Genomic DNA, 21,750 nt, shown 5'->3' with positions numbered 1-21,750 from the left:
CCTGCTTTTTGAACGTCATCAGCATTAATATTAGAGTTAAATAATAGTGTTAAACCTCCAGAAATAGAAGATAACTTCATTAATTGATCATGGATAATGAATAATGGATAATACCAATTTTAAAAAAGAATTCTACAAAAATGTAGACCTTGATCGGATATGCTTAAAAATAGCTAGTCTAGTTCATTTTAGATAGTTATTTATTTCGTTTTTCCATTTTTTTAAATAGGGTTTGCTGATTAAATCTTAAATAATTACCAGATAAAGGTTTTAGCCTTTTTAGGAAGTGAAAAAGTACATGGTTTTCAGCTCTTCATGCTCAAAAAGGAGCGCATTTTTAGCGTATAGTTGGGCAAAAAAATTCTCCCCTACTCCCCTACTCCCTCGCTCCCCTACTCCTTAAAAAAGACTTTTTCAGCAAGCCCTAAATAGGGCTTGCTGATTAAATCAAAAAGCATTGACATATAAAGATTTTAGCCTTTTTGGGTTTGAAAAAAGTGCCTGGTTTTCAGCTCTTCATGCTCAAAAAGTGAGTATCTTAGGCGCATAGTTGGGCAGAAAAATCAAGGGACAATTTTTCCGACTACCTCCTCTAAATTCCTATTTCTCCTGTCTCCTGTCTCCTGTCTCCTGTCTCCTCCCCCCACTAAAAGACTTTTTCAGCAAGCCCTAAATATTTATCCCTTCTTCCTTCTTCCCTCTTCCTTCTTTTGTAGGGACGTTGCATGCAACGTCCCTACCATTTGTAACAAACATTTATCACGCTTGGTATAATTACCTCTGGTTAAAACCGTTACGGAATTGAATATAAGGAAATCTGATTTTTTTTTCTCCTTAAAAAGAGAGGCTTTAAACTTTTGGGGATTAATTATCAATTATCAATTATCAATTATCCATTGGTAAGTTCTATTCCCCAAAAGAAATCTTGTCTTTCCCAACCTTTCCCTCTTGCTAATTTCTTGGCAATAGAACCTATAAATATAATTACTAAAAGAATAAATAGGGCTTGCTGAAAAAGTCTTTTTGTGGAGGTAGGGAGTAGTTAGGAGTTAAGAGAGATAGGAGTTAAAGAGGAGTTGGCCGGAAAAAGAGTAAGAGTGATTCTTCTATTCCTTGTTAGCCAAAAATGCTCAATTTTTGAACCTCAGTAGCCTAAAAGTTCGCACATGCCTGATACCTAAAAATCCTAAAACCTTATATCTATCAATGCTTCTATATTTAATCCGCAAGCCCTAAATAGAGCCTCAAATAAAAGGTCTAAACTAACATTTTTCATATTTGCCACTTGCTTTTTTCAAACATCCATATGACTTTTAATTTTAGACTCTTGACTAATAAGATTGAACTATTATATGGCAATCTGAATATAGGACAAAATCTATTACTGAGCCTTTCGCTACAGAAATATAACGATATATTATGCAAACTCTACCCAAACCAACCAAAACTCCGGCAAATCAACCCGCCTTTGACACAACTATCCATAGACGAAAAACTCGCCCCGTCAAAGTAGGTGATGTAACTATCGGTGGTGGCCATCCAGTCGTAGTCCAGTCAATGATCAATGAAGACACCCTTGACATTGACGGTTCCGTAGCTGCCATTCGTCGTTTACATGAAATTGGTTGCGAAATAGTCCGCGTTACCGTTCCCAGTATGGCCCATGCAAAATCCTTAGCAGAGATTAGACAGAAATTAACAGAGACTTATAAACCTGTCCCACTTGTAGCTGACGTCCACCATAACGGCATGAAAATTGCCCTAGAAGTTGCCAAACACGTTGATAAAGTCAGAATTAATCCTGGCTTATATGTATTCGAGAAACCTCAATCTGGCAGAAACGAATATACCGAAGTAGAATTTGAGGAAATAGGTGAAAAAATCCGCCAAACCCTCGAACCTTTAGTAATTTCTTTACGAGACCAAAATAAAGCCATGCGAATTGGAGTTAACCATGGTTCCTTAGCAGAAAGAATGTTATTTACTTATGGAGATACCCCAGAAGGCATGGTAGAATCTGCCCTGGAATTTCTCAAAATTTGTGAATCCTTAGACTACTACAATTTGGTAATTTCCCTAAAGGCATCGCGGGTACCAGTCATGCTTGCTGCTTACCGATTAATGGTAAAACGGATGGACGAATTAGGTATGGCCTATCCTCTTCATTTGGGTGTAACTGAAGCAGGTGATGGAGAATATGGTCGAATTAAGTCTACTGCTGGTATAGCTACACTTTTGGCAGATGGAATAGGGGATACAATTCGCGTTTCTTTAACTGAAGCACCCGAAAAAGAAATTCCAGTTTGTTATGGCATTCTTCAAGCTTTGGGCTTGCGGAAAACAATGGTAGAGTATGTTGCCTGCCCCTCCTGTGGCCGAACTCTATTTAATCTGGAAAATGTTCTGCATCAAGTGCGAGAGGCAACAAAACATTTAACAGGATTAGACATTGCTGTGATGGGTTGTATTGTCAATGGCCCTGGAGAAATGGCAGATGCAGATTATGGTTATGTAGGTAAGCAACCAGGGTATATTTCTTTATATCGTGGGCGGGAAGAAATTAAAAAAGTCCCTGAGTCTCAAGGTGTTGAAGAATTAATTAATTTAATTAAAACTGATGGGCGTTGGGTTGAACCCTAGTTTATAATCGAAATTTAATTGGGAGTGTAATTAAAAATACGCTCCTTTCTCAACTAGCGATCGGCATTTTCCGTACCGGAATGCTCCGCAAACAGTATTTCCGTAGGAAAAAGCAGAGTATTCCGGACTGAAATGCTTTTTAAATTAACATATTGATAGATGGAGCTTTTCTTTTTGTTAGCTATAAGGAATCTAAATTAGTTAATTTGGATACAGATAAAATATCAATGTTTTAGTTGGAATGTGGGAAATAAATCTACTATTTTTCTTAACTAGAAAAGCTTGTACGGCAAATTTCAAGATAGTATCGATGTGTACTTCTACTAATACTAGGTGATCAACAATTATAGCGTAAGCATTCAGCCGCCAGCCATCAGCGCTTCCTTGCGGGATACTACGCAAATAGCTATTGCTTTTAGTTTAGGATCTATGCTTTATCTAAATGTTGACATTTATACCCGCGCTCTCCGGCTTGTGGTAGCGTCGCATGGGAATGCCAATCAATTTTGCGGTTTCACACAGAATATGTTAAAATACCAACCTAGAATTAGCAAGTAGTAAATGGTTGAAAAAGCTTACAAGTTTAGGTTTTATCCTACTCCAGAACAGGAAAACCTTTTGCGGAGAACATTGGGGTGTGTTCGACTGATCTACAACAGAGCTTTAGCAGCAAGGACTCAAGCTTGGTATGAAAATAAAGAGCGAGTAGGGTATAAGCAAACTTCCGCTATGCTGACTCACTGGAAAAAGCAGGAAGATTTAGATTTCCTCACAGAAGTAAGCAGTGTACCCTTACAGCAAGGCTTGAGACACTTACAGACAGCTTTCACTAACTTTTTTAGTGGGCGGGCTAAATATCCTAATTTCAAGAAAAAACGTAATGGTGGTAGTGCTGAATTCACAAAGTCTGCTTTCAAGTGGAAAGATGGTCAAGTTTATCTAGCTAAATGTGCTGAACCGTTACCTATTAGATGGAGTAGACAACTGCCACCAGATTGTTGGCCAACAACAATAACAGTGAAACTTGATTCCTGTGGTAGGTGGTCTGTGTCTTTGAGAGTCAATGATACCAGAGATTTAAAACTTAAACCAGTCAAAAAACAAATAGGTATTGACTTAGGAATTGCCAGTTTAGTTACTACCAGTGATGGAGAAAAAATTGCTAACCCTAAGAATATAAACAAATTACACAAAAAGCTGAGATTGGCGCTTAAGTCTCTAAAGAGAAAAACTAAGGGATCTAATAACTACCAAAAGGCGAGACTGAAAGTAGCTAGGATACACGCAAAAATTAAAGATTCAAGAGGAGACTATACCCACAAGCTGACCACTCAATTAATCAGAGAAAATCAAACTGTTGTAGTTGAGGACTTGGCAGTAAAAAACATGGTCAAAAACCATAAATTAGCTAGAGCAATAAGTGATGCCAACTGGTCCGAATTAGTCAGGCAATTAGAATACAAAGCTCAATGGTATGGACGGGAATTAATCAAGATTGATAGATATTTTCCTAGTTCAAAGCGTTGTTCTAATTGTGGGCATATAGTAGAAAAATTACCTCTAAGTGTAAGAGAGTGGGATTGCCCAGAGTGTGCAGCTCACCATGACAGGGACATAAACGCTTCAATAAATATTTTGGCTGCGGGACTCGCAGTGTCAGTCTGTGGAGCGACTGTAAGACCTGAAGGGATTAAGTCTCCAAAGGCGGGTGCTAAGAAACAGAAAGCCCCTAACAGTGATGTTAAGGAATCCCGCGCTGTCTCGTAAGAGCAGCGTCGGAAGGATGTCAATAATTGTCTCTTACTACAAAAGTTAAGTCCCTTACCCTTAAACTCTATTTTAATTTAAACACTGTCCTTAAGGAGAGAGTGTTGTTGCTGATAGCTAATAGCTTAATGGTTACGTCATAGCATAAGGAAGAAAAAAGAAGGAAAAATCTGGCGTTGTCTGAATTTTAAGCTTTTGATATATTCTAACCTTTACTTCGACTGCTACAAATTTTCATAATTTAATATCTGTTAATAAGGTATTAAGTAGTTACGCACAAAAAAGCTTAACTATATTAATTTTTGTAAACTAAATCCAAGCCCCGACCTAAAGTTGATTTGATGGAAATTTACATTGTTGTTATATACGACAAATTTTAACACCTATCTACTTAGTGCTGAAGTTTGACAAAGCTCCTAAAGTTAGATAATAATACTTTTTTCTAGACATACACCATAAAAACAAAATACATTATTGGCTTTAAAAAACCTAAATTTATTGATGAATATTTACCGAATAATTAACGTTTAAAAGCTCTCCTTTAAAAGGGAAAAGTGGTCGATGGGTGGCGAGTATACCTAGCTATATCCAATCGACTAAGAGAAAAGAAAAAATCTTTCTTAAGCGTTAATTTTCTTATTTTCAAGGTGAGGTAATTGTTAATTATTAATTATTAATTGTTGAACTGATTCCCTTTTATTTTCTTTACTATATACATAGTAAAGCAACTTAACTCCAAGCATTATATTACTTATGCTAAATTAGGCATAGTAGTGATGTAGTAATTATTGTTTAAATTAATTAAGAAACAAACAAATGGTTATAGCAAAACGTGGGCTAATTCTTGGTGCAACAGCATTAATGTTAACAGGCGTTACTGTCATAGGCGCTGGTATTCATCTTTCCTCTCAAGCATCATTAAATAATAACGACCCTAAAGAATTAATCGACCAAGTTTGGCAAATTATTGATAAAACTTATGTTGATGGTACTTTCAATCAAGTAGATTGGAAAGCTACTCGCACTGAGTATCTCGATCAAACTTATACAACTGATGAAGAAGCTTATGATGCAATTAGGGAAATGCTAGAAAAGCTAGGAGACCCTTATACCCGCTTCATGGACCCAGAAGAGTTTAAAAATATGCAAATTGACACTTCTGGAGAACTCACAGGTGTAGGTATTCAACTAACCCAAGACCAGGATACCAAAAAATTGGTAGTAATTTCACCAATAGAAGATACTCCGGCTTTTAAAGCAGGAGTTCAAGCTAAAGATATTATTAGCAAAATAGATGGTCAAAGCACTGAGGGAATGGATATAAATCAGGCAGTAAGTTTGATCCGTGGTCCTATCGGTTCTCAAGTAACTCTAACCATTAAACGAGAAGGTCAGGAAATAGACTTTCCTATTACTAGAGCAAAAATTGAAATTCATCCCGTAAAGTATTCTCAGAAAGAAAGTTCTCTGGGTAAAGTTGGTTATATCCGCTTAAATCAGTTTAGTGCTAATGCTGCTGGTGAAATGCGAGAGGCCATAGATGAGTTAGAGACTCAGGATGTATCGGGTTATATTTTAGATTTACGTTCTAATCCTGGTGGTTTACTTTATGCTAGCGTAGAAATTGCTCGGATGTGGCTCGAACGAGGAGATATTGTTTCTACTGTAAACCGTAGTGGTGTTACTGATCGCCAAAAGGCTACTAATAGGTCTTTGACAGATAAGCCATTGGTGATTATGGTGGATGGGGGTTCGGCAAGTGCAAGTGAGATTCTTTCTGGCGCTCTACAAGATAATCAACGGGCGACATTAGTAGGTACTAAGACATTTGGTAAAGGGTTGGTGCAGTCTGTGCGTGGTGTGGGTAAAGGTGCAGGTTTAGCAGTAACGATCGCTAAATATTTTACTCCGAGCGGTCGCGATATTAACCATGAGGGAATTAAACCAGATATAGAAATTTCTCTGACAGATGAACAAAAAGAGGCTTTGCGCAAAAGTCGGGACAAAATAGGTACTCTTGACGATCCTCAATATGCAAAAGCGTTGGAAATTTTGAATCAAGAGATTGCAAAAGTTCAAAATAAGAAAGCTCAGTCAACAAAAAAGTAGAGCGATAAATTCATTCTATTAATTATTTTGGTTGACATTTTCCCGCTCGAATCAATCCTACACGACGGGCGATCGCTTCTTCCACAGTATTAAATGGACCCCATGTTTCTACAATGTCGGGGTCTTTTTTGTGTTCGACTTGTGTAATAGGCAAAATTTCACAAGTTTCCTCTAGTTTCTTGATAATATAGTATTTTTGTGATGAGTCATTCATATTGAAGAAGGCAGAAGGAAGAAGGAAGAAGGAAGAAGGCAGAAGGCAGAAGGCAGAAGGAAAAATTGCTTATGGATAGTCTTCGATACGCCACTCAGTGTCTCATAGCCCCAAACAATTTTCAGCTCCCCCGTTGGTGGTGAGGTATTAAACCTGCAAAAGAAAAGATAATTGGTAATTGGTAATAATTTAGAGAGTATTTATACCATTTCCAGATAATTAAGCTTAATCAAAATTTGGCATTGCATAAATGCGGGATAATTTTAATAGTTTTATGGAAGTGGAATGGGCATCTTGCCTGTTCCTTATACTTGCCTGTGCACCTACGACATATCACTTAAAACCTACAGCCTAATAAATATAAATATTTACTTAATAAAGTTGCAAAGCATATTAACATAATAATGCTTTTTGTACCTCCAATAAAATTATCAAACTGAAAATATGGGACATAAATTTTATGGTGCAGTATTCCCATTCATTTTAGGCATAGCATTTGTCTTATCTATTACCCCAAGTAGTAAAGCCGAGAAACAACAATCAAGTGAAAGTCTTGACCAAACTGCTCAAATTTTAGACAAAATAGAGGAATACAACCCACTCAAGCAACCTCCACAGAAATCTAAACCACTTGAAGAGTTAGACCAAAAAAAAGCAAATATTGCTACAGACAAAAATGATGATACTTTAGGACAAATAGAACAATACAATCAACTCGATCAACCTCCCCAAGTACCACCCCCCCTAGAACGAGTTAACTCTGTCAATCAACTTAGTGATGTTCTACCCACAGATTGGGCCTATAGTGCCTTACAAGGATTAGCAGAACGCTACGGTTGTCTATTGGCCTCCCCAAATAGTACATTTGGTGGAAATAGAGCCATCAGTCGTTATGAATTTGCTGCTAATCTCAACGAATGTTTAGAAGTTATTCAAAGTCTAATTGAAGAATTCGGTGAAGGTTATATTAGTCAAGAAGACTTAGCTAAAAGTCAACGATTACAAGCAGATTTTGCTGTTGAAATAGCTGATACTAAATCCCGCCTGAATGCTCTAGAAACACGGACAGATATCCTCGAAGCTAATCAGTTTTCTACCACAACCTTACTCAAAGGGCAAGTAGTAATGGCTCTATATGACGCCTTTGGTAATGATGGAGAAGATGGTGCTACCGTAAGTGCCGATGATAACCAAATTGGGTTTGGTCATGCCTTGACATTTAACTTTGATACCAGTTTTACAGGAACAGACTTCCTCAGAACGAGGATCAGAGCTGGAGATCTCCCGGGAGTAAATACAGGTACTGCTATGACCTTCTTGAACGCAGGAGCTCCGCCTAACGATATAGCGCAACTAACCGAAGTATACTATATTTTTCCCCTCAATAACGAAATGAGTCTTTATATAGGAGCTGCTGGACTTGACTTCGATTTAATGGCTCCTGCTCTTAATCCTAAATTAATCAGTGGTAGTATAGGAAGTTTGGCTTTGTATCCAGCTTACAACCCTACTATATACATTCAGGTAGGGGGTGCTGGTTTAGGTTATAGTTATCAAATTAACGAGAACTTCAGGTTAGATTTGGCTTATCTCGGAGGTAGTCCTGGTGGTGGTACGGGTAGAGTCAACGATCCGAGTGAAGGTGGTGGAATTTTTAATGGTACAAACAGTGCTTATGCTCAGTTAACAGTCTCACCAACCCTAGATTTTGACTTTTCTTTTGCTTATGTAAGAGCATATTATACGGCGGATTTAGTTAATGTAGCAGGTTTTACAGGTAGCCAAAATGCTCAACGGCCTTTTGGTAGGGTGGCAACTTCAGCAGACCATTTTGGATTTCAAACTAGCTATCGGTGGGCACCATTTACTATTTCTGGTTGGGTTGGTTACAGTAATGCTAGAGCAGAAGCAGGCGATCGCGAAGGGGATGAAGCTGATATTTGGCATTGGGCAGTAACAGTAGCTATAAATGATTTAGTATTTGAAAATGGAATGTTAGGTCTTTCGGTTGGTCAACAGCCAAAAGTGACTGATATTGACAATGGTGAAGATGACCCAGATACTTCTATACAATTTCAAATTTTCTACAGTTATCGAATTTCAAATAATATAGATATAACATCTGGTTTTTTCGTGGAAACACAACCAGAACATAATGATAAAAATGACCCAATTTTGGTATTCGTTACTCGAAGCGTTTGGAGATTTTAATCTTAAAACTAACAATTATGAACTTGAAACTAAAAATTATTATTGCTTCATCCCTAGGATTGTTGGCGACTATTTTCCCTCAAAAAATTAGTCAGTCACAAACACAAGAAACAATTATTAGAAGAGAGGAGATATTTGTAGGAGTTAGAGAAGATTCCTATTGGTTTGGTTCCAGGAATGACAAGGGAGAACGGGAAGGATATTGTATAGATATTGCCTATGCATTACGTGAACGTCTCAGTGCTAATCAACTCGAGCCAATCAGGGTAAGATTTGTTACATCAACTGTCCAAAGTCGTTGGGATATGGTAAAAAGTGGTATGGTAGATTTGGAGTGTGGCCCTAATACTATTAGCACTGAACGTGAAGAAAAATATGGTGTTAATTTTTCTGCACCTTTTTTTGTCACAGCAACACAAGTTTTAGCTAAAAGAGGTAGGGAAGAACAAGATGTCAATGCAGGTAATGCCATAGTTGGTGTAGTTAAGAATACTTCCAATGAAAGCGATTTAAAGAGTGCTTATCCTGAAGAACAAATTGAGAATAAATTTTTAACTAGACAACAAGGTATTAGTGCTTTAGTGGATGGTGAAGTTAATGGTTTTGCCAGTGATGGAACTCTTTTGTTAGGTTTGGCGTGGAGTATGAACCTAGACATGGAAAAAGATTATACTTTCGTTACTATCAATCAGGAAGATGGTCGTCCTTTTTGTGCGGGTTATGGGTTTATACTTCCTGGAGGGGAGGAAAATTCTAGTTGGCAAAGGTATATTAATGACTTTCTCGCTCATGATAGAAAAGCTAAAAGAATCAGACAAAAATGGTTGCTGGAAGGTATAAGTGAGAATAGTCAGAGACTTTATGATGCTTGTTCTCAGGAAAGTTAGAAGTCAAAAGTCAAAAGTCAAAAGTCAAAAGTCAAAAGTCAAAAATTTGAGTAGTAGACTGACACAGCTAAAACTGTGCAATAAGTGAAACAGTCCAGTAGTGGATCGCTTCATCTAAAAATGTGCATTAGAAAATGGGGAGGTGGGGGATTGTAATGACCGGGTGATGCGGTGATTATCAAAAAGCCTAATGCACTATTTTAGCCGTGTCAGTCCAATAGGGTGCGTTAGACGGTTAAAATTTAGGCTGTGAAAGGTATTTAGCAATCCGTCGTAACGCACCATCTTCATAATTTAGAATTTAGAATTTAGAATTTAGAATTTAGAATTTAGAATTTAGAATTTAGAATTTAGAATTTAGAAGATTGAGTAGTGTATTGATATTTTAGGATGCTTCAGCAAATGAACTAATTATTGCTCTATACGCAATAGTCGGAAATTTTCACTATCTATTCCCTCTGGCAGAGTGCTTCAGCAAATGAATTAATTATTGCTCTATACGCAATAGTCGGAAATTTTCACTATCTATTCCCTCTGGCAGAGTGCTTCAGCAAATGAATTAATTATTGCTCTATACGCAATAGTGAGAAATTTTCACTATCCATTCCCTCTGGCAGAGTGCTTCAGCAAATGAATTAATTATTGCTCTATACGCAATAGTAGGAAATTTCCACTATCCATCCCCTCTGGCAGAGTGCTTCAGCAAATGAATTAATTATTGCTCTATACGCAATAGTGAGAAATTTTCACTATCCATTCCCTCTGGCAGAGTGCTTCAGCAAATGAATTAATTATTGCTCTATACGCAATAGTAGGAAATTTCCACTATCCATCCCCTCTGGCAGAGTGCTTCAGCAAATGAATTAATTATTGCTCTATACGCAATAGTGGGGAATTTCCACTATCCATACCCTCTGTTCGGGTGCTTTAGCAAATAAATCAATTATTGCTCTATACGCAATAGTCGGAAAAATGAATAAATTATTGCTCTATACGCAATAGTCGGAAAACGGAAATTTTTTCCATTAGACATCTCCAAAAATTAAAAATAAAATCAATTATTATCCATAAATCATCAATTATTCCCCTCCTGGGAGGGGTTAGGGGTGGGTTCCCTGTTCCCTGTTCCCTGTTCCCTCTTTTCTGGAGATGTCTATTGGTTGCATAGAAGTCAAAACCTTAGACAAACAGATGAATAGAGGGAAAAAACAAAGCTCCTCTATGTCAACTTTGTATTTTTGACCGAATAATTATGACTACAATCAAACAAATATTGATGGGTATTGCGATCGCCACCTCTGTGTGTGTATTACCAAATCATTCAGTTAATGCAGCATCTCTGATTGATTTTGAACCTGTGGATGGTAAATTTCCTGATGGCAGTGTAGCTGTAGATAATATGGAAATTACAGATCAGTTTTCATCCTTGGGTGTAACTTTTGGCATTGATCGTAATCTCGATGGTTTACCCGATGCCGGACTTTTCCCCAGGTTGGAGGCCGTTGGCAATTCAGATTCCGTACCAGGTTTTTATTCAACAGAAGGAGAAGAATTTGATATAGCTGCTCCTGGTTTTGAAAACAGGTTAGGTAGTTTTTTTCTACGGGGAGTTGACTCACTAGCTAATGGTGAATCTCTTCTAATTTCTTACAATTCTCCAACAAAAGCTGCATCGGCTGAAATTTGGGATATTGATGGCGAACCAGAAAGAGGGTTTGAACAATGGGAAGTTCAAGCACTCGGTTCTGATTTATCTGTAATTGATTCTATTATCAGTCCTGCTGGTACTACTCCTGTTTTAGAATCTTCTCCTTGGCTTTGGTCTTTTGACCGCCCAGAAAAAGATATTCACGCTATTCGTCTAGTCTTTACAGGAAGTGTGAGTAGTGTTGGACTTGGATTTGATAATTTTTCTCCACTGGCAGTGGAAGGTTCTAAATCAGTTCCTGAACCTACTTCTACAATAGGTTTATTCATATTTGGTGCTGCTGCTTATCGTTTGAGGAAAGGCAATTAACGAAGTCAGAAGTCAGAAGTCAGAAGTTTTTTTGTAACGGGGATGCGTGAGCAACCCCCCCAAGAACATTTCACCTTAAAAGGCAGGGTACTGCGACCCAATTATTTTGATCATATCAGATTGCTAGTGTTGATAATTTAGTTGTAGGGGCAAATGGCTGTTTGCTCCTACTTAGTAGTAGATTTAAGAAGGCAGAAGGTACAACTCAAAACTCAACGAAAAATTTTTCTCTTAGGTGCATAGAAGTCAAAACCTTAGATAAATAGAAAGGTAGAAGAAAAAAAATAGGTGGTGGTACATCGTAATGGTCGTGTGTTGCATTATTTTTGTTACGAGGTGCGCCAGTGGGAGCATCTTGCTCCCGTGCCAAGCATCCCTTGTTTCTTGTGTTCCATTACTATGCAGGACTACCAAAAAATAAAGCCTTCTATTATTATCTTTTATTATCTTTGTATTTTTGACCAAATCATTATGACCAAAATCAAACAGATATTCATGGGTATTGTGGTAGCCACCTCTGTGTGTGTATTTCCCAATCATTCCGTCAATGCAGCTTCTCTGATTAATTTTGAACCTGTGAATGGCCAACTTCCTGATGGCAGTGTAGCTGTAGATAATATGCCAATTAATAATCAGTTTTCATCCTTGGGCGTAACTTTTGGCATTGACCGTAATCTCGATGGTTTACCCGATGCCGGACTTTTCCCCAGGTTGGAGGCAGTTGGCTTTTCAGATCCTGTACCAGGTTTTTATTCAGCAAAAGGAAATGATATAGCTGCTCCTGGTTTTGAAAATAGGTTAGGTAGTTTTTTTCTACGGGGAGTTGACTCAAACGTTAATGGTGAATTTCTTCTAATTTCTTATACTTCCCCAACAAAAGCTGCATCAGGTGAAATTTGGGATATTGATGTTCATCCAGAAGGAACTGAACAATGGGAAGTTCAAGCACTGGGGGCTGATTTATCTGTGATTGATTCTATTGTCAGTCCTGTTGGTACTTTTGCTTTAGCTGCTTCTCCTTGGTTTTGGTCTTTTGACCGCCCAGAAACAGATATTCATGCTATTCGCTTGGTCTATACAGGAAGTGCAAGTGGTGTTGGACTTGCATTTGATAATTTTTCTGCACTGTCAGTAGAAGGTTCTGAACCCACTACTCCAGTTCCCGAACAAACTTCTGCAATAGGTTTGTTAGTATTTGGTGCTGTTGCTTATCGTTTCAGGAAAGGCAAATAATATCAAATTTCTAGGGTCGATAATTTAGGTGTAGGGGCAAAAGGCCGTTTGCTCCTACTGACAATGGTACTAGGTGCATAGGTTAATTAATTTCTCTACTTACCATGTAATTATAAATAAGTCAATTCATGCTTAGAGAGACTGAAGAAAATTAGTTCATCATGGTTGGAGATATATGAGGCGATCGCTACTTTAAAGAACGAAATAATCAATATTTGCAGCTTTAAATTTGTATTAGGCAATAAATAGCTATAGATTATATTTAATTTATCATATCACACAGATCGAGAAAAAAGGCTGAAAGTATTGAAATTATGTTGAGTTGTTAGAAATTTTTTTACTGTTTTTTGTCAGAGATTGATGACAAAGTTGATAATTTTAAAATTAGAAGCTGATATTGATAATTAAAACTTTTCAAATATTGATTCTGGTATTTATTAGTGCATAAAAATCAAAACCTTAGACAAACAGAAAAATAGAGGGAAAAAAATAAAGCCTTGTATTATTCTCTTTGTATTTTTGACTGAATCATTATGACCAAAATCAAACAAATATTGATGGGTATTGTGGTGACCACCTCTGTATCTGTATTGCCCAATCATTCAGTTAATGCAGTGTCTCTAATTAATTTTGAACCTGTAGATGGTAAATTTCCTGATGGCAGTGTAGCTGTAGATAATATGCCAATTACAGATCAGTTTTCATCTTTGGGCGTAACTTTTGGCATTGACCGTAACCTGGATGGTTTACCCGATGCCGGACTTTTCCCCATATTGGAAGCCGTTGGCAATTCAGACTCTGGAGGAGGTTTTACATCAACACAAGGAGCAGAAATAGCTGATACAGCTGCCCCTGGTTTTGAAGAAAGGTTTGGTAGTTTTTTTCTACGGGGAGCTAGCTCACAACCTAATGATATATCTCTTCTAATTTCTTATACTTCCCCTACAAGAGCTGCATCAGGTGAAATTTGGGATATTGATGGTCTTGAACAATGGAAAATTCAAGCACTGGGAGCTGACTTATCTGTGATTGATTCTCTTACGAGTCCTCTTGGTTCTACTTCTGCCTTAGATAGTTCTCCTTGGTTTTGGTCTTTTGACCGCCCACAAAAAGATATTCATGCTGTTCGTCTAGTCCATACGGGACATTCAAGACCTGTTGGACTTGCATTTGATAATTTTTCTCCACTGTCAGTAGAAGGTTCTGAACCCACTACTCCAGTTCCCGAACCAACTTCTGCAATAGGTTTATTAATATTTAGTGCTGTTGCTTATCGTTTCAGGAAAGGTACATAATATCAGACTCTTAGTATCAATAATTTAGTTGTAGGGGCAAACAGCCTTTTGCTCCTACTGACAGTAGAATAAATATTATTCTGATTCAAGATAATTTCAGATAATACCATTAACTTACAGCATATTCTGTAAATTGACGCATAAACGGAGAATGAAAACCAATGACAATATCTTGATGCGGCACTCCTGCTTTGACTAATTCCTCAGCAAAATTAATTTCTGTACCATTATATTGTAGCCATATTTTCTTTTCCTTAATATCAAAATGTAGAACGCATCCATACACACGGCGATCGCCTTCCCAACCCACATTAACTATTTGATAATGATGATTTTTAGTATCAAAAATTAATTCTCTATCAACATCTTTTCTTGTGTAGCGATCGCCAGCATATTCTTGAATTACTTTTTGAATTATTTCCCCATATTTATCTACTTTATCCATTGTTCAATTGTCTCCTGTTCTGGATGATAAATAATTAATTTAATATACTGGTTTTTAATCACAAGTTGAATTAACTCTAGTTTAAAAAATTCTTCATAAGTTGTTTGAGGAACAGCTAAATATAATTCACGTTCTGGTTCTTTTTGACTTAATACAGTTTGATAATTAATAAATTGCCCTAATGCTTTATGAAACTCAGAAATTGCTGAATCACTAATAAAACTTTTCACTTCAACAGCAATTTTTTCTCCTGCTCTTTCAGCAGTAATGAGTTTCTCTGCACCTAAATCAATATAAATTTCTACCCCACCAAAATCTAAATGTAAAGGGTCACTTGTAATTATCCATCCTTCTTTTTCTAATCCTAGTTTGACAGCATTATGAAAAATATCTTTAGCAGGCATATTTAGCGAATAGATTTTGAAAAAAATGAAGATAACTGACTAAAGAAATCAGGAAAAAATAAAGAGTATAAAATTTATATTTTCATATTTATATTTTTCCCTATTTCCTATTCTCTTAGATTAATAAAAATTCAGCTATTAGCAGTCAGCTCTCAGCTTTTTAATGAATTTTCAGAACGGTGGGATAATAGCTTCAGGAGCTTCTGTGGGGATGTCTATTGATGCCCGGTTATGTGGAGAATCTAAATCTATCTCCGGACCGATTGGCACAACTTTAGTAGGATTAACATTAGGATGACTTATGTAATAATGCCGTTTAATATGGTCAAAATTACAAGTTTCTTTGACCCCTGGATGTTGATAAATATCTTTTAGATAATTCCAGAGATTTGGATAATCCCAAATATGATGTAAATTACACTTGAAATGAACATAATAAACTAGGTCGAAACGAAGCAAAGTAGTAAACATACAAATATCAGCTTCAGTTAGGCGATCGCCACACAAATAACGTTGTTTTGATAATATATTCTCCCAATAATCTAAAGCTGCGAATAAATCTTTTACTCCTTCTTCATAAGCTAATTGAGAACCAGCAAAACCCGCCCGATAAACACCATTATTAATTGGCTGGTAAATAGTATCAAGAGTTTTTTCAATGGTATCTTTTAAATCTTCCGGACACAAATTTAGGTCATTTTTAGCAATACCATTAAACTCAGTATCAAACATCCGAATAATTTCACGGGATTCATTATTAACAATAGTATTTTTTTCCTTATCCCAAAGTACAGGTACCGTAACTCTCCCACTATAATTTGAATCAGCCTTCAGATATAGTTGCCAAAGATAATTAGTATTATTAATACTATCAGGAATAGATCCCGGTTCAGAATCAGAAAATTCCCAACTATTTTGGTCAATTACTGCTGCCACAACTGACAACTCAATAGCATCTTCTAGTCCTTTTAACTTGCGCATAATAGCAGTTCGATGTGCCCAAGGACAAGCCCAAGAAATGTATAGATGATAACGTCCTGCTTCTGCCTTAAACTCACTCGAATTATCTGCTGTAATTTTATTCCGAAATGTGGTATTGGGGCGAATAAATCTACCTTGAGAATCTTCTTGTTCTCGTTTAGATACCCATTTACCATCAATTAAAATACCTAATCCCATGATTACCCCTTCAATAAAATGCTTGTTGAATACTTATTATACTATTTAGGGGTAGGGAGTGGGGGATTCAACAATTAATAATTAATAATTAATAATTAGGGTTTGCTGAAAAAGTATTTTTTTCAGAGGAGAAGCCAGAATTCAGAATCCAGAATTCAGGAGGAATGGGAATTATAGAAGAAGTAGTCAGAAGAACCTTCTCTTGATTTTTCTGCCATAATCGTCCCAAAATACTAGCATGCACGAGCTTTTTAGACCGAAAATATGCGCACTTTTTTCAAGCAAAAAAGGCTGAAACCAATATCAGTCAATGCTTTAATATTTAATCAGCAAGCCCTAATTAATAATTAGGGTTTGCTGAAAAAGTCTTATGGGTGAGGGTAGGAGACAACCCACCCCTCGCCCCTCCCCCTCCCAACCCACCCCTAGCCCCTCCCAGGAGGGGAGGGGGAGACAGGAGACAGGAGCAATGGGAATTATAGAGGAGGTAGGAGGAAGAATAATCAAGAGATTATTCTGCGCAACTATGTGCCTAAAATGCTAATTTTTTGAACCATTACGACCATTAAGCTTGGATTTTTTTTAACTCAAAAATGCGCTCAACCTTGATATGTCAATGCTTTTAGATTTAATCAGCAAACCCTAATTACATCTGCTTTTTGGTTAGGACATAGACTGATAGATCAACCTAAGACAGGGAAATATTTTTCCCACTGTTGCCTGTTGCCTGTTGCCTATTGCCTGTTGCCTATTGCCTGTTGCCTATTGCCTGTTGCCTGTTGCCTATTGCCTGTTGCCTATTCCCTATTCCCTATTCCCTATAACTAGAGTTTTCCTAGCTTCTTTTCTAGCCTTTAATAATTCCAAATTTTTTTTCAAAATCATCATAGCATCTTGATTTTTTTGTTCTATATATAATTCTCCAGCTTGCAATAAATTTTCTACACTTTCATCATCTTGACGTAGATTAGCAAAAGCCAAACCTCGATTATGATAAGCTTCAGCAATAGTTGAATTATTTTTCAGAACTTCAGTAAACTTATTTATTGCCTGTTGATAATTTCTCTTTTGAAAAGCCTCACATCCTTGTTGAAAATTTACTTCTGCCTCTGATGGTATTGATGAATATGTTGAGATAAATTCTGTAAATAGGACAGAAATACTACCTTTTCCACGATAAGCATATATCATAGTACCAATACCAATGCTACTTATCAATCCAAAGAAGAGTAACCAAGTGAGAAAATTTGCGGTTTCCATATATTAATATATTTCTAATATTTCTAAGTCAATTGAATCATCATTATTCAATATTTAAGCATCAATAATTTGATTCTTTTTTTAATTTTCTATAACAGTTGAATCAAATGCTTATCAGAATTTTCACAATACTTAAGCTTAACAGCCAAGTCTTGTAAATTATAACCTTATCTTTCTAAATATGTCAGAATTGGTGAAGTCAGAAATGATGGTTGATTTGAAATAGTTCTTTCTAGACATTAACCTATTATTAAGTCAGAACTAGGAAATCAATTATTACTTAATACTCATAATTTTGGTTTTGACTGGTTATTTAAGTTATCAGTTATCAGTTATCAGTACCTCTGCCTGTTTGCGCAGCATGACCTAGAAAAGCATCGGGATTCAAGTATTGAACTTGATTTTTTTTCATACCCTTGAAAGGGGAGGCTTGATACCTTATTTTTTGGTCAAATTAGAATAAAAATAATAAATATAAGATAGGATAAAACCTCGAATCTAATACCAAATTTATAAGAAGTTGCCATAATAAAGTTGCATAGAATAATATTTTAATCAAAGTTGAATGTAGTTCCAGACAGACAAGTTCATAAATTTCTTCAAGAAGGAAAAAAGAAAAAGGAAAAAGGAAAAAATAATTCTGTGCAGCCTCACATAAAATTGGGAACGGGCAAGATACCCATTCCACATTGGCATTGCTGAGGGAAAATATCAGGAACGGACAAGATGCCCATTCCACATACCTAACACCTAAAGGAGATAATTTAGCAGTGAAGTTAGCACCAATAGATAGTAAATTAGTCAACCAGGCTAGATATTGGCCTTTGTTGTTATCCGCCCTTCTATTAAGCTCCTGTGGAGGTGAAACACCACCAGCAGTAGCACCGCCACCTACTGCTGTTGAAATAGCAAGAGTCGATCAAACTCAAGTTGCAGACAGCACAGAGTATATCGCAACAGTAGAAGGAAAAGAAAGAGCAACTATTACACCAAGAGTTAGTGGACAAGTAAGTCAAGTATTTGTATCATTGGGTAACAGAGTTCAGAAAGGAGACCGCATACTGCAAATAGATCCTTCTCGACAACAAGCAGTTCTTGATAGTAATATTGCTCAGATAGTTTCAGCTAAGGCACAATTGGATAGTGCAGAAGCTCAAATAAGAGCGTTGAGAGATGATAAAACTGAGCTAATTGCCCAAAGAGAATTAAATTCTGAGCGAGCAAATCTAGAAAATGCTGAAGCTAACCTCCGCAGAGAACGTCAGGAACTAAATAGATTACTAGCTGAGTCTAGTTCCTTATCTGAGGAAGCTAATTTACAGAATGCTCAAGCAAATCTGGGGTCTCAGCGTCAGGAACTAAATAGGTTACTAGCTGAGTCTGGTTCCCTATCAGAAGAGGCACAACTAGATGATGCTGAGGCATCTTTGCGAGCACAGAGAGCTGAGAAAGATAGAAGAGAAGCAACTTTAGAATACCAAAAAATTGAACAAGTACGATTTTCAACTTTATATGAACAAGGAGTAGTTGCTAAAGAAAGGTTTGATCAAGCTACCCGCGACATTAAACAAGCTGAAGCAGAAATTGATAATATAGAACAAGAAATTGAAGCATCTCAAGCACAAGTCGAAAGTGCTAGAAAAGACTTACAAAGGCGTACAACTACTTTAGATGCTCAAATAGCAGCTCAAAGAAAAGTGATTGAAGCATCTCAAGCACAGGTCGAAAGTGCTAGAAAAGACTTACAAAGGCGTACAACTACTTTAGATGCTCAAATAGCAGCTCAAAGAGAAGTCATAGATGCTACTAAGGCACAGGTAGAAAGTGCTAAAAAAGATTTGCAGCGTCGTATTGAAACTCTAGATGCTCAAATAGCAGCTCAAGACGAACAAATTTCTTCTCAGGAAAGTCAGGTAGTTCAAGCTCGGAGTCAACTACAACAAGCTCAGGCAAATGCAGTGGCAGAACAAGTAGAGTTACAATATTACAATATTCTTGCTCCTATTAGTGGGGTGGTGGGAAATGTACGACCGAAAGTAGGTGATTATGTAGATAGTCAAACTGAACTAACCACTATTCAAGACAATAATACTTTAGAAGCTAATATTAATATCAATGTAGATCTACTACCTCGAATTAGACTAGGCACACGAGTTGAGTTACTAACCCAACAGACAGGTCAATTAATTGGTAGCAGTCAAGTATCTTTTATATCTCCAGATACAGGCCAAGGAACTCAAACTGTTTTAGTCAAAGCAATATATAACAACGCGGAGAAGAAACTGCAAACTAACCAGCAGGTAAGAGCAAGAGTCATCTGGGAAGAAAAACAAGGATTAACTGTTCCGGTTACTTCTGTCAGACGGATCGGAGATCAAGCTTTTGTTTTTGTTGCAGAAGAGAAAATCATGGATGGTGAGAAAAAGTTGATTGCAACTCAAAAACCTGTGAAATTGGGAAGTATTCAAGGTCAAGCTTATCAAGTAATTGAGGGATTGAAAGGCACTGACAAAATAGTTGTTTCAGGTGTAGTCAAACTCCGGAATGGTATACCTATTGCTGATGATTCTCAATTGGGCAATCCCACTGTGGGGGAGTAGGGGAGTAGGGGAGTAGGGGAGTAGGGGAGTAGGGGAGTAGGGGAGTAGGGGAGTGTGAGAAATTCGTGTATTTGCACAATTAATTTTTTGTATTTCATATAAAATCTTGCTGTGACTAAATTTGAGAGGAGCAATAATCTCCGCGCTATTGACATACTCCCCGGCGTAAACGCACGGAGATTCTCCTGAAACCAGGATTCTTGGTTCAATGAGTCCACTTAAATCAAATACCTTGCGAGACCTAGTCCAGAGATGGTTCTCTCCCCAAGCGTTTACTCTATTCCAAGAGCCTGTTCCCGTATGCCCTACGGTACAGTTCAAACCTTAAAAATTTTGGTTCTCTGGTACTTGGTGCTTAGAGCTTTTCCATACACAAGCATTCCTGTGCAAAACCCCATAACTCTAGTTTTCAAGGTGTTAGTGCTAGGATTAGTAGCTAGGTTTTTAGAGTGGTTAGATACCTTTCCACTTTTTCTATCAAAACACAAAGTTGCCCTAGAAGTGCAAGGCTTTAAACCCAATTTTTCGGTAATGGCAACTTCTTATCTGGACATGATATAACTGAAAAAATTGAGAACTGATAACTAGGGTTTGCGGAAAAAGTCTTTTTGCTCTTCGTAGTAGTCAGTAGTCAGTAGTCAGTCCTCAGGAGTCAGGAGAAATTGTGGATTACAAGAAGATGTAGTTGTAAGAATTGTCCCCCAATTTTTCCGGCTGTTGTCTCCCAAAATCCTTACTTTTTGAACTATTGAGGGCCAAAACTTGGCACTTTTACAACACATACAATGGCTCGAACCAATATCTGTCAATACTTTCAGATTTAATCAGTAAGCCCTAACTAGAGATATCCAGAAAAGAAGCAACAGCTCATCTGCTCCGGAAGGCAATAGGGAGTCAGTAGGATGTGTAATTAATTTTGCTTATGTACTTAATATCAAATGTGTTTATAATTCTATAATTACTCTCTTACTCCCCTACTCCCCTACTCCCCCACTCCCCTACTCCCTACTTCTTACTCCCTACTCTCTTGAAAAAACTGATAACTGATTAATCATGCTTTTAAGTATTGCTGATACCTTCATTAAACGGCCTGTATTAACGACAGTTTGTACAATCATAATTATATTAGCGGGGGCAATTTCAATTCCATTGTTGCCCATTGCCCAATTACCACAACTAGCTAATACCGAAATTCAAGTATCATCAGTCTATATTGGAGCTGATGCTCAAACCACAGAAAATACCGTAACCACAATTTTAGAAAGAGAAATTAACGGTGTTGAAGACATGAAATATATGTATTCCAATACCAGTAATAGTGGCCAAACGAGTATTAATATTGTATTTCCTAATGATGTAGACCGAGATACCGCTCAGGTTAATGTTCAAAACCGAGTTTCTCAAGCAGAAGCTTCTTTACCAGATTCAGTCAGACAAACAGGTATTACTGTAGAAGCAGCATCCCCTAATATTTTATTAGTAATTGCCA

The 21,750-nt window shown here is 37.1% G+C and carries 17 protein-coding genes; 11 read left to right on the top strand and 6 right to left on the bottom strand.

Annotated features, from left to right (window positions below):
* Nucleotides 1-1,419: 1,419 nt before the first annotated feature.
* From ispG to ctpC, 3 genes are all read left to right on the top strand, one after another.
* Nucleotides 1,420-2,640 (top strand): (E)-4-hydroxy-3-methylbut-2-enyl-diphosphate synthase, encoded by a 1,221-nt coding sequence (ispG, locus tag F6K54_RS14240; RefSeq protein WP_293078518.1) that lies wholly within the window; start codon nt 1,420-1,422, stop codon nt 2,638-2,640.
* 561 nt (nt 2,641-3,201) lie between these two features.
* On the top strand, nt 3,202-4,407 hold the full coding sequence (locus tag F6K54_RS14235; protein WP_293078516.1) for an RNA-guided endonuclease TnpB family protein: 1,206 nt from the start codon (nt 3,202-3,204) through the stop codon (nt 4,405-4,407).
* 816 nt (nt 4,408-5,223) lie between these two features.
* Nucleotides 5,224-6,516: a carboxyl-terminal processing protease CtpC gene (gene ctpC / locus F6K54_RS14230; RefSeq protein WP_293078514.1), complete on the top strand. Its 1,293-nt coding sequence runs from the start codon at nt 5,224-5,226 to the stop codon at nt 6,514-6,516.
* Nucleotides 6,517-6,538: 22 nt separating this feature from the next.
* On the opposite strand, the gene F6K54_RS14225 is transcribed toward ctpC, so the two are convergent.
* Nucleotides 6,539-6,730, bottom strand: coding sequence for a DDE transposase family protein (locus tag F6K54_RS14225; RefSeq protein WP_293078512.1), 192 nt, complete (start codon nt 6,728-6,730; stop codon nt 6,539-6,541).
* A 444-nt stretch (nt 6,731-7,174) separates the two neighbouring features.
* Here F6K54_RS14225 and F6K54_RS14220 point away from each other — a divergent pair, with 444 nt between their 5' ends.
* From F6K54_RS14220 to F6K54_RS14210, 3 genes are all read left to right on the top strand, one after another.
* The gene (locus F6K54_RS14220) at nt 7,175-8,941 is read left to right on the top strand and encodes an iron uptake porin (protein ID WP_293078510.1); all 1,767 of its coding nucleotides are present in this window, start codon (nt 7,175-7,177) and stop codon (nt 8,939-8,941) included.
* Between the two features lie 17 nt (nt 8,942-8,958).
* Nucleotides 8,959-9,828, top strand: coding sequence for an amino acid ABC transporter substrate-binding protein (locus F6K54_RS14215; protein ID WP_293078508.1), 870 nt, complete (start codon nt 8,959-8,961; stop codon nt 9,826-9,828).
* A 1,252-nt stretch (nt 9,829-11,080) separates the two neighbouring features.
* Nucleotides 11,081-11,845: a hypothetical protein gene (locus F6K54_RS14210; RefSeq protein WP_293078506.1), complete on the top strand. Its 765-nt coding sequence runs from the start codon at nt 11,081-11,083 to the stop codon at nt 11,843-11,845.
* 205 nt (nt 11,846-12,050) lie between these two features.
* Here F6K54_RS14210 and F6K54_RS14205 read toward each other — a convergent pair whose 3' ends face one another.
* A complete protein-coding gene (locus F6K54_RS14205) occupies nt 12,051-12,215 on the bottom strand; it encodes a hypothetical protein (protein ID WP_293078504.1) in 165 nt (54 codons plus the stop codon).
* A 101-nt stretch (nt 12,216-12,316) separates the two neighbouring features.
* Here F6K54_RS14205 and F6K54_RS14200 point away from each other — a divergent pair, with 101 nt between their 5' ends.
* Complete coding sequence (locus tag F6K54_RS14200) at nt 12,317-13,078, top strand: hypothetical protein (protein WP_293078502.1); 762 nt, start codon at nt 12,317-12,319, stop codon at nt 13,076-13,078.
* 533 nt (nt 13,079-13,611) lie between these two features.
* A complete protein-coding gene (locus tag F6K54_RS14195; protein WP_293078500.1) occupies nt 13,612-14,373 on the top strand; it encodes a hypothetical protein in 762 nt (253 codons plus the stop codon).
* Between the two features lie 109 nt (nt 14,374-14,482).
* Here the strand turns inward: F6K54_RS14195 and F6K54_RS14190 are convergent, their stop codons facing one another.
* From F6K54_RS14190 to F6K54_RS14175, 4 genes are all read right to left on the bottom strand, one after another.
* Nucleotides 14,483-14,818, bottom strand: coding sequence for a XisI protein (locus F6K54_RS14190; protein WP_293078498.1), 336 nt, complete (start codon nt 14,816-14,818; stop codon nt 14,483-14,485).
* A complete protein-coding gene (locus tag F6K54_RS14185) occupies nt 14,806-15,222 on the bottom strand; it encodes a XisH family protein (protein ID WP_293078497.1) in 417 nt (138 codons plus the stop codon). The genes F6K54_RS14190 and F6K54_RS14185 overlap by 13 nt, the downstream gene beginning before the upstream one ends.
* Before the next feature lie 171 nt (nt 15,223-15,393).
* Complete coding sequence (locus F6K54_RS14180) at nt 15,394-16,401, bottom strand: glutathione S-transferase family protein (protein ID WP_293078495.1); 1,008 nt, start codon at nt 16,399-16,401, stop codon at nt 15,394-15,396.
* 804 nt (nt 16,402-17,205) lie between these two features.
* Complete coding sequence (locus tag F6K54_RS14175) at nt 17,206-17,661, bottom strand: hypothetical protein (protein WP_293078493.1); 456 nt, start codon at nt 17,659-17,661, stop codon at nt 17,206-17,208.
* Nucleotides 17,662-18,350: 689 nt separating this feature from the next.
* Between F6K54_RS14175 and F6K54_RS14170 the strand changes: the two genes are divergently transcribed.
* The 3 genes from F6K54_RS14170 to F6K54_RS14160 all read left to right on the top strand — a co-directional run.
* The gene (locus tag F6K54_RS14170; RefSeq protein ID WP_293078492.1) at nt 18,351-20,261 is read left to right on the top strand and encodes an efflux RND transporter periplasmic adaptor subunit; all 1,911 of its coding nucleotides are present in this window, start codon (nt 18,351-18,353) and stop codon (nt 20,259-20,261) included.
* 333 nt (nt 20,262-20,594) lie between these two features.
* Nucleotides 20,595-20,822, top strand: coding sequence for a hypothetical protein (locus tag F6K54_RS14165; RefSeq protein ID WP_293078490.1), 228 nt, complete (start codon nt 20,595-20,597; stop codon nt 20,820-20,822).
* A 492-nt stretch (nt 20,823-21,314) separates the two neighbouring features.
* Nucleotides 21,315-21,750: efflux RND transporter permease subunit (locus F6K54_RS14160; RefSeq protein WP_293078488.1), on the top strand; the 436-nt coding region annotated here is incomplete at its 3' end.

This window comes from Okeania sp. SIO3B5 (assembly GCF_010692555.1).
Classification (GTDB): domain Bacteria; phylum Cyanobacteriota; class Cyanobacteriia; order Cyanobacteriales; family Microcoleaceae; genus Okeania.
The sequence above is the reverse complement of the archived record's forward strand: the minus strand, read 5'-3'. Positions and strand labels throughout refer to the sequence as shown.

Bases quoted from the DNA above. Each gene is read 5' to 3' on its own strand.
- F6K54_RS14215 (WP_293078508.1), top strand. From the start codon at position 8,959: ATGAACTTGAAACTAAAAATTATTATTGCTTCATCCCTAGGATTGTTG.
- F6K54_RS14180 (WP_293078495.1), bottom strand. From the start codon at position 16,401: ATGGGATTAGGTATTTTAATTGATGGTAAATGGGTATCTAAACGAGAA.
- F6K54_RS14175 (WP_293078493.1), bottom strand. From the start codon at position 17,661: ATGGAAACCGCAAATTTTCTCACTTGGTTACTCTTCTTTGGATTGATA.
- F6K54_RS14200 (WP_293078502.1), top strand. From the start codon at position 12,317: ATGACCAAAATCAAACAGATATTCATGGGTATTGTGGTAGCCACCTCT.
- F6K54_RS14235 (WP_293078516.1), top strand. From the start codon at position 3,202: ATGGTTGAAAAAGCTTACAAGTTTAGGTTTTATCCTACTCCAGAACAG.
- ctpC (WP_293078514.1), top strand. From the start codon at position 5,224: ATGGTTATAGCAAAACGTGGGCTAATTCTTGGTGCAACAGCATTAATG.
- F6K54_RS14220 (WP_293078510.1), top strand. From the start codon at position 7,175: ATGGGACATAAATTTTATGGTGCAGTATTCCCATTCATTTTAGGCATA.
- ispG (WP_293078518.1), top strand. From the start codon at position 1,420: ATGCAAACTCTACCCAAACCAACCAAAACTCCGGCAAATCAACCCGCC.
- F6K54_RS14210 (WP_293078506.1), top strand. From the start codon at position 11,081: ATGACTACAATCAAACAAATATTGATGGGTATTGCGATCGCCACCTCT.
- F6K54_RS14195 (WP_293078500.1), top strand. From the start codon at position 13,612: ATGACCAAAATCAAACAAATATTGATGGGTATTGTGGTGACCACCTCT.
- F6K54_RS14185 (WP_293078497.1), bottom strand. From the start codon at position 15,222: ATGCCTGCTAAAGATATTTTTCATAATGCTGTCAAACTAGGATTAGAA.
- F6K54_RS14190 (WP_293078498.1), bottom strand. From the start codon at position 14,818: ATGGATAAAGTAGATAAATATGGGGAAATAATTCAAAAAGTAATTCAA.
- F6K54_RS14225 (WP_293078512.1), bottom strand. From the start codon at position 6,730: ATGAATGACTCATCACAAAAATACTATATTATCAAGAAACTAGAGGAA.